Genomic DNA, 7,801 nt, shown 5'->3' on the forward strand with positions numbered 1-7,801 from the left:
AATGTTTGGTATCAGCTTCTCTGAACTGCTCCTCGTCGGCCTGGTTGCCTTGCTGGTATTGGGGCCGGAACGCCTGCCCGGTGCCGCGCGCACGGCCGGCCTGTGGATCGGGCGCCTGAAACGCAGTTTCAACGCCATCAAACAGGAAGTTGAACGGGAAATCGGCGCCGACGAGATCCGCAGGCAATTGCACAACGAACATATCCTGTCGTTGGAGCAGGAAGCACGCAAGATCCTGTCTCCGGTGAATGAGCCGAACACTCTGGCCAAACCGGCAGAGCCTGTGGCCGAAAACAGCATCGCGCCCGCGCCTGCCGTCCACGCCACACCCGTCGCGCCGATCCCGACCGCGCCAACCGAGCCTGCGCCGACGCCTGCCGCGTCGCCCGCGCCCCATGACCCTACATTGCCGCCGCGAGCCCCATGAGCGCTGATAAACCGGAAAACGACCAGCACATGCCGCTGGTCTCGCACCTCACCGAGCTGCGTACGCGCCTGCTGCGTTGCGTGGCGGCGATCTTCATCATTTTTGCCGGGCTGTTCGCCTTTACCCAGCAGATCTACACCTTCGTCTCCACGCCGCTGCGCCAGTACCTGCCAGCCGGCGCGACGATGATCGCCACCGACGTGTCGTCGCCGTTCCTGACGCCGTTGAAGCTGACCATGATGGTCTCGCTGTTCCTCGCGATCCCGGTGATCCTGCACCAGATCTGGGGCTTTATCGCGCCAGGCCTGTACAAGCATGAGAAACGCATCGCCGTGCCGTTGCTGGTGTCGAGCATCCTGCTGTTCTATACCGGCATGGCGTTCGCCTACTTTCTGGTGTTCCCGCTGATCTTCAAATTCTTCGCCGCCGCCACCCCGGCCGGTGTGGAAATGATGACCGACATCACCAGTTACCTCGACTTCGTGATGACGCTGTTCTTCGCCTTTGGCGTGGCCTTTGAAATCCCGGTGGCCGTGGTGCTGCTGGTGTGGATCGGCGTGGTCGACGTCAAGTACCTGAAGAAAATCCGCCCCTACGTGGTCATTGGTTGCTTTGTGGTCGGGATGATCCTGACGCCGCCGGACATCTTCTCGCAAACCTTGCTGGCCGTGCCGATGTGGATGCTGTTCGAGATCGGCATCCTGTTCGGCAGCCTGATCAGCAAGCGCGGCGATCACCCGGATGACCAACGCGCCGAAGACGACCAGCCGCCAGCGACCCAGCCGTGAACCTGCTGCTGCTTGAGGAGGCCGACTTTATCGCGGCCGACCGAGTGATCCTGCGTGATCGGCGCCTGGTGCATATGCAGGAAGTCCACCGCGCCGTCGTCGGCGACAGCCTGCGCGTCGGCCGGATCGGCGGGCTGATGGGCACTGCGCAACTGCTGCGCCTGGAAGCCGCTGAAGCCGAGCTGCACGTCAGCTTCGACCAGCCGCCCCCGGCCAAACTGCCCCTGACCCTGTTGCTGGCGCTGCCGCGCCCGAAAATGCTGCGCAGGGTGCTGCAAACCGTGGCGGCCATGGGCGTGCCGAAAGTCGTGCTGCTCAACAGTTACCGGGTGGAAAAGAGCTTCTGGCAAACGCCGTTCCTGGAGCCTGAGGCGGTTCGCGAGCAATTGATCCTCGGCCTGGAACAGGCGCGGGATACCGTGCTGCCTGAAATCATCATCGAAAAACGCTTCAAGCCGTTTGTAGAAGATCGCCTGCCGGCCATGGCCGACGGCACGTTGGGCCTGATCGGCCACCCCGGCGATTACCCGCCCTGCCCGCGCGGGCTGGATGAGCCCGTCACCCTAGCCATCGGCCCGGAAGGCGGCTGGATTCCTTACGAGGTGGACCTGCTGGCCAAGGCCGGCTTGCAGCCGGTACAGCTGGGTGCACGCATCCTTCGCGTCGAAACCGCCGTCACTGCCCTGCTCGCGCGCTTGTTTTAGCGACAATTCGGCATCCAACACCGATCCCCTGTGGGAACTGGCTTACCTGCTCCCACATTGAATTTCGCCGTTACAGAATCCCAGGCACCTGCCGATAGCCTCTGAATAAGTCCAAGCCTTGTTCCAAAGGAGATCGCAGCATGTATCGTTGGTTAGCCGAAAAACTGGGGAATGTGAGCGTCAATCGCAAGCTGAGCATTGGCTTTGGCTTGGTGTTGATTCTGACGCTGTTGATCACCTTCACCGGTTGGACCGGCCTGGGCGACGTCACCAGTCGCGGTGACAAGCTGGGCTTTATCTCCAGCCTCAACAGCCTGACCAAAGACCTGCGCCTGGCGCGCCTGGACTTCGAAATGCGTCGCGGCGAACAAGGCACCGGGGCGGTCAATGAACTGATCACCCGGCTGGACAGTGGCCTGAAAACCGCTGAAGGCCTGATCGAGCAACCCGACGACAAGGCCTTGGTCGAGCAACAACTCGACGCCCTGAACCAATACAAAAAAGCCTTTGCCGCCATGGTCCAGGCTGGCCTCAAGCGTGAAGGCGCGCGCAGCAAGCTTGGCGACACCGCTGACAACGCCGTGGCCAAAACCAGCGAAGTCGAAAAATCCCTGCTGCAAGGCGACAGCGTCACCCAGTTCAACAGCGTCGTCGACCTGAGCAAGCTGATCCAGCAGGCGCGCTTCCAGGTGCGCGGCTACACCTACAGCGCCAAGCCCGAGGCCGAGCAGCCGGCGCTGGACGCCATCGACAATGCCCTGAAGAAAATCACCGAACTCCAGGGCCAACTGCCAGAGCAGTACCAGGCCAATCTGCAAGAGGCCAGCACCTCGCTGCAAGCCTACCGCGCGGCGGTCAGCCAGTACCGTGACTCCCAGGTAGCAACGGCGGCCGCCCTGAAAAGCACCACCGAACAAGGCGACATCCTGCTGAGTCACAGCGACAAACTGACGATCTCCCAGACCGTGGTGCGCGATCACGATGCAGCACAAGCCAAACAGTTGCTGCTGCTGGCCACCGTTCTGGCGCTGATCTTCGGCGTCGTCGCCGCCTGGGCCATCACCCGCCAGATCGTCATCCCGCTGAACCAGACCCTCAAAGTGGCCGAGCGTGTGGCCTCCGGCGACTTGAGCCACAACCTCAACTCCGGCCGCCAGGATGAACTGGGCCAGCTGCAACGGGCCATGCAAAGCATGACCGTGGGCCTGCGCGAGCTGATCGGCGGCATCAGCGACGGCGTCACCCAAATCGCCAGCGCCGCCGAGCAGCTGTCGGCGGTGACCGAGCAGACCAGCGCCGGGGTCAACAGCCAGAAGGTCGAGACCGACCAAGTGGCCACCGCCATGAACGAAATGGCCGCCACCGTGCAGGAAGTTGCGCGTAACGCTGAGGAAGCCTCCGAAGCCGCCGTGGCCGCTGACCAGCAGGCCCGTGAAGGTGACAAGGTGGTCGGCGAGGCCATCGCCCAGATCGAACGCCTGGCTACCGAGGTCGGCAACTCCACCGAGGCCATGGGCCATCTCAAGCGCGAAAGCGACAAGATCGGCAGCGTGCTCGACGTGATCAAGTCCGTGGCCCAGCAAACCAACCTGCTGGCACTTAACGCGGCGATTGAAGCGGCACGTGCTGGTGAAGCCGGGCGCGGGTTTGCGGTAGTGGCCGACGAAGTGCGCAGCCTGGCGCAGCGCACCCAGAAGTCCACTGAAGAGATCGAAGAGCTGATCGTCGGCCTGCAAAACGGCACGCAGCAGGTGGCGACCATCATGGACAACAGCCGCAGCCTCACCGACAGCAGCGTCGAACTGACTCGCCGCGCCGGCAACGCGCTGGGCAATATCACCCGCACGGTCTCGACCATCCAGGCGATGAACTCGCAGATCGCCACTGCCGCCGAGCAACAGAGCGCGGTGGCCGAAGAGATAAACCGCAGCGTGCTGAACGTGCGTGATGTGTCTGAGCAGACCTCTTCGGCCAGCGAGGAAACCGCCGCCTCCAGCGCAGAACTGGCCCGTTTGGGCATCTACCTGCAGACACTGGTCGGGCGTTTCCGCGTCTGATTGATCCCGTTGCGGCGGCCAGTCATGGTCGTCGCACACAGCAACTTATGAAATGTCCTACGCAGTTATCAGCCCGCCATCAGCCCAAATCGAATTAGCGTTCCAACACGCTCTTTTTTGATTTGGAGGTTCACCATGTCTGCCCGGCTGACCCGTTTGCTGGTCAACGCCAGCGTGCGACTCAAGCTCTTCCTGGGTTTTGGCCAAGTGCTGATCCTCAGCCTCGTCATTGCCGTGACTGGCTGGCAAGCCTTGAATGCGGCCCTGTTGCGTTCAAGCAACCTGACCGCCCTCGGCCAACTGACCGCTGTCGCCGAGGCAATGCGCGCCGACCGCATCGTGTACCGCACCCTCACCGACTCGGCCAGCCTGGGCAAAATGGTCTTGCAGATTGAAAAAATCGACCAGCACCTCGACAACTTGTCCGCCCATGTAAAGGACCCCGCTGACTTGCAGCGCCTGCAGGCCGCCAAACAGCTGGTGGCGAGTTTCAACACCGCGCTGGTGACGCTGCCACCACTGATCGAACAGCGCGAGAACACCCGCCCGGCCCTGCAAAAAACCGCCTTGCAGGCCAGCGACACACTCGCCCGACTGGCGGGTGAACTGCCCGACCGCCAAGACCAACCGGCAATCGAGGCCATCGAGAGCCTGCGCCAAGCCATGGAGCAGGCCGAGGATCGCACTCAAAGCCCGGCTTGGGCCGCCGAGTCACTGCAGGCGTATGCCGAAGCGGTCGGCAACACGCTTGACGCCCTGGACCGCGCACAAGCGGCTGTCACGCGTTTGCCGGTGGATTCCACCCTGCTCAAAGCTGATCTCGCAGCCTTTCGCACCTTGCTGGTAACCCTCAAGGACGCTCAACTCACCACGGAAACCGCGCAGAACCGCTTTGAACAGCAGCTCAACCAGTTACTCGACCAGAGCGAACAGGTGAGTCAGGGCCAGATCGTCAAACGTGATCAGGAGGCGCAAGACACACGCACACTGCTCGTGAGCGTCATGCTTGCGGCTCTGCTCCTGGGCACCTCGACGGCTTGGTGGATCGCCCGGCAGATCGCTGTGCCATTGCGCCAGGCGTTGCTGGCCGCCAACCGCATCGCAGAGGGTGACCTGAGTGAAAATCCCCCGGTGGAGCGCCACGATGAACTCGGCCAATTGCAGCAAAGCATCGGCAAAATGACGCAAAACCTGCGCACCCTCATCAGCGGTATTGGCGACAGTGCCCGGCAAATCGCCAGCGCCGCGGCGCAACTGTCGGCGGTGACCGAGCAGACGCGCAGCGGGGTCAACAACCAGAGAGAGGAAACCGACCAGGTGGCCACGGCCATGAATGAAATGCTCGCCACTGCGCAAACAGTGGCGCGCCACGCGGAACAAGCATCCGTCGCCGCCAGCGAAGCCGACCAACAGGCCGGTGCGGGTGAGCAGGTGGTCACGCAGGCGGTTGAACAGATTGGCCACCTGGCCCATGAAATGGCGCGCGCCAGCCAGGCGATGCTGGCGTTGCAGCGCGAGAGCCAAAAGATCGGCAGCGTGCTGGACGTGATCAAGTCAGTGTCCCAACAGACCAACCTGTTGGCCCTCAACGCCGCCATCGAAGCCGCACGGGCGGGCAGCGCCGGCCAAGGCTTTGCCGTGGTTGCCGATGAGGTGCGCAGCCTGGCCCAACGCACCCAGGCCTCGGCGGAAGAAATCGAGGAGTTGATCGTCGGCCTGCACACGGGCACCCGGCAGGTCGCAGACATCATGGACAACAGCCGCAGCCTGACCCACGCCAGCGTCGGCCTGACCCGTGACGCCGGCGATGCACTGGCGGCGATCGCGCGCACGGTGTCGGTCATCCAGGAAATGAACCCGCAGATTGCCGCTGCCGCCGAGGAGCAAAGCGCAGTGGCCGAAGCGATCAATCGCAGTGTATTGAAGGTGCGGGATGTGTCGGAACAGACGGCGGCCGCCAGTGAGGAAACGGCGGCGGCCAGCCTTCAGTTGTCACGATTGAGCCTGGATTTGCAGACGCTGGTCGGCAAATTCAGGCTCTGAGGTTTACAGCACCTGACGCAGGAAAGCCTGGGCACGCGGGTCTTTCGGCGCATCGAAGAACTCGGCGGGCGAGGCGTCTTCGAGCAGCTTGCCGTGATCGAAGAACAGCACACGGTCGGCCACTTCGCGGGCAAAACCCATTTCGTGGGTGACGCAGACCATGGTCATGCCTTCCAGGGCCAGGGTCTTCATCACGTCCAGCACTTCGCCGACCATTTCCGGGTCGAGGGCCGAGGTGGGCTCGTCAAACAGCATCACCTTGGGTTCCATCGCCAACGCGCGGGCAATCGCCACACGTTGCTGCTGGCCGCCGGAAAGCCGTGAAGGAAATTCATTGGCTTTCTGGGCAATGCCGACCTTTTCCAGCAGCGCCAACGCCTTGGCCTCACGCTCCTTCTTGCCGCGCTTGCGCACGACTTTCTGCGCCAGGCATAGGTTTTCCAGCACGGTCATGTGAGGAAACAAATTGAAGTGCTGGAACACCATGCCGACTTCGCGACGATAAGCGTTCACGTCGGTCTTCGGGTCGGCCAATTGCAGGCCGTCGATACTCACCGAACCCGAGTCGAACGCTTCCAGCCCATTCAGGCAGCGCAGGAAGGTCGACTTGCCGGAACCCGACGGGCCGATCACCACCAGCACTTCGCCCTTGGCGACCTGGGTGGTGACGTGGTCCACCGCGCGCACCACGTGGCCACGGGTGTCGAAGACTTTTACCAGATCGCGGACTTCAATCACTTTGCGCGAGCCTCCGCTCAAGCCGGCTGGCCATTTTCGACAGCGGCAGGTTGATCAGCAGGTACAGGCCTGCCACACAGAACAGGATTTCAAACGGCGAGAACGAGGTGGTGATCACTTCGCGGCCGCTTTTCAGCAGCTCGGTGATCGCGATCACCGAGACCAGCGAAGTGTCTTTCACCAAGCTGATAAATTGCCCCGCCAACGGCGGCAGCACGCGCTTGAAGGCTTGCGGCAGCACCACATGGCGCATCGACTGGCTGGCACTCAGCCCCAATGAGCGCGCCGCTTCGTTCTGGCCACGGGTAATCGACTGCACACCGGCGCGGACGATTTCCGCCACGTAGGCACCGGTAAACAACGCCAGTGCGGCAATCCCGGCAAATTCGCGGGACAGGTTGAGCACCGTGCCGATAAAGAAATAGAAAATGAAGATCTGCACCAACAGCGGCGTGCCGCGTACCAGTTCGACGTAGATCGTCGACAGATCGCGCAAGGTCGGGTTGCTGGACAGACGGCACAAGCCCGTCGCCAAACCGATCGCCAAGCCCAGAATGCCGGAGACCACCGACAGCCACAGCGTGGTCCACAAGCCCCACATCAGCGGGCCCAGCGCCCAATGGCGGGTCACGCCAACCACGTCGCCCTCGGCCACGTCGTCACCGCGCGACACTTGCAGGCTGTTGTCGGCCACGGTGAGCTTCTGCTCCGCACCGGCGTCGTTGCGCAAGGTGACTTCGGCGACATCGCCTTTGCGCACCAGCTCGACCACGGTGGAAATGTCAGCGGCGCGCTGGGAGGTTTCGGCCTGATAGGCGAAGTACTGCGGCACGCGGTTCCAGCGCCATTCGTAGGACATCAGCGAGGTGGCGTAGTACAACGCACCGGCCAGGCCGACCAGCACGACCACGGTCAGCAGGTGCCAGGGCCATTGGGCTTTTTTCGGTTTCATTTCACTTTCCGGGATGTGTGTTGCTTGTCAGGCCGCCTTCGCGAGCAAGCCCGCTCCCACATTTGGAATGCAATCCAATGTGGGAGCGGGCT

The 7,801-nt window shown here is 62.5% G+C and carries 7 protein-coding genes and 1 pseudogene; 6 read left to right on the forward strand and 2 right to left on the reverse strand.

Going from position 1 to position 7,801, the window contains the following annotated elements; genetic code table 11:
* The first annotated feature begins 1 nt into the window (after position 1).
* From tatB to WBB95_RS13235, 6 genes and pseudogenes are all read left to right on the forward strand, one after another.
* Complete coding sequence (gene tatB / locus WBB95_RS13210; protein WP_424487979.1) at positions 2–427, forward strand: Sec-independent protein translocase protein TatB; 426 nt, start codon at positions 2–4, stop codon at positions 425–427.
* On the forward strand, positions 424–1,215 hold the full coding sequence (gene tatC / locus WBB95_RS13215; protein WP_424487980.1) for a twin-arginine translocase subunit TatC: 792 nt from the start codon (positions 424–426) through the stop codon (positions 1,213–1,215). Before tatB ends, tatC begins: the two co-directional genes overlap by 4 nt.
* Positions 1,212–1,919, forward strand: coding sequence for a 16S rRNA (uracil(1498)-N(3))-methyltransferase (locus tag WBB95_RS13220; RefSeq protein ID WP_424487981.1), 708 nt, complete (start codon positions 1,212–1,214; stop codon positions 1,917–1,919). Before tatC ends, WBB95_RS13220 begins: the two co-directional genes overlap by 4 nt.
* 140 nt (positions 1,920–2,059) lie before the next feature.
* A pseudogene (locus WBB95_RS13225) lies at positions 2,060–3,118 on the forward strand (methyl-accepting chemotaxis protein); the annotation flags it as partial.
* Between the two features lie 144 nt (positions 3,119–3,262).
* Complete coding sequence (locus tag WBB95_RS13230; RefSeq protein ID WP_424487984.1) at positions 3,263–3,976, forward strand: methyl-accepting chemotaxis protein; 714 nt, start codon at positions 3,263–3,265, stop codon at positions 3,974–3,976.
* Between the two features lie 135 nt (positions 3,977–4,111).
* On the forward strand, positions 4,112–6,019 hold the full coding sequence (locus tag WBB95_RS13235; RefSeq protein ID WP_424487982.1) for a methyl-accepting chemotaxis protein: 1,908 nt from the start codon (positions 4,112–4,114) through the stop codon (positions 6,017–6,019).
* A gap of 3 nt (positions 6,020–6,022) precedes the next feature.
* On the opposite strand, the gene WBB95_RS13240 is transcribed toward WBB95_RS13235, so the two are convergent.
* Positions 6,023–6,757, reverse strand: coding sequence for an amino acid ABC transporter ATP-binding protein (locus WBB95_RS13240; protein ID WP_134660434.1), 735 nt, complete (start codon positions 6,755–6,757; stop codon positions 6,023–6,025).
* The gene (locus WBB95_RS13245; RefSeq protein WP_424487983.1) at positions 6,750–7,709 is read right to left on the reverse strand and encodes an amino acid ABC transporter permease; all 960 of its coding nucleotides are present in this window, start codon (positions 7,707–7,709) and stop codon (positions 6,750–6,752) included. Before WBB95_RS13245 ends, WBB95_RS13240 begins: the two co-directional genes overlap by 8 nt.
* Between the last annotated feature and the right edge of the window lie 92 nt (positions 7,710–7,801).

It is taken from the genome of Pseudomonas sp., assembly GCF_049645325.1.
Classification (GTDB): Bacteria; Pseudomonadota; Gammaproteobacteria; order Pseudomonadales; family Pseudomonadaceae; genus Aquipseudomonas.

Excerpts from the sequence above, each read along its gene's own strand:
- tatB (WP_424487979.1), top strand. The coding sequence starts at position 2 with ATGTTTGGTATCAGCTTCTCTGAACTGCTCCTCGTCGGCCTGGTTGCC.
- tatC (WP_424487980.1), top strand. The coding sequence starts at position 424 with ATGAGCGCTGATAAACCGGAAAACGACCAGCACATGCCGCTGGTCTCG.
- WBB95_RS13230 (WP_424487984.1), top strand. The coding sequence starts at position 3,263 with ATGAACGAAATGGCCGCCACCGTGCAGGAAGTTGCGCGTAACGCTGAG.
- WBB95_RS13235 (WP_424487982.1), top strand. The coding sequence starts at position 4,112 with ATGTCTGCCCGGCTGACCCGTTTGCTGGTCAACGCCAGCGTGCGACTC.
- WBB95_RS13245 (WP_424487983.1), bottom strand. The coding sequence starts at position 7,709 with ATGAAACCGAAAAAAGCCCAATGGCCCTGGCACCTGCTGACCGTGGTC.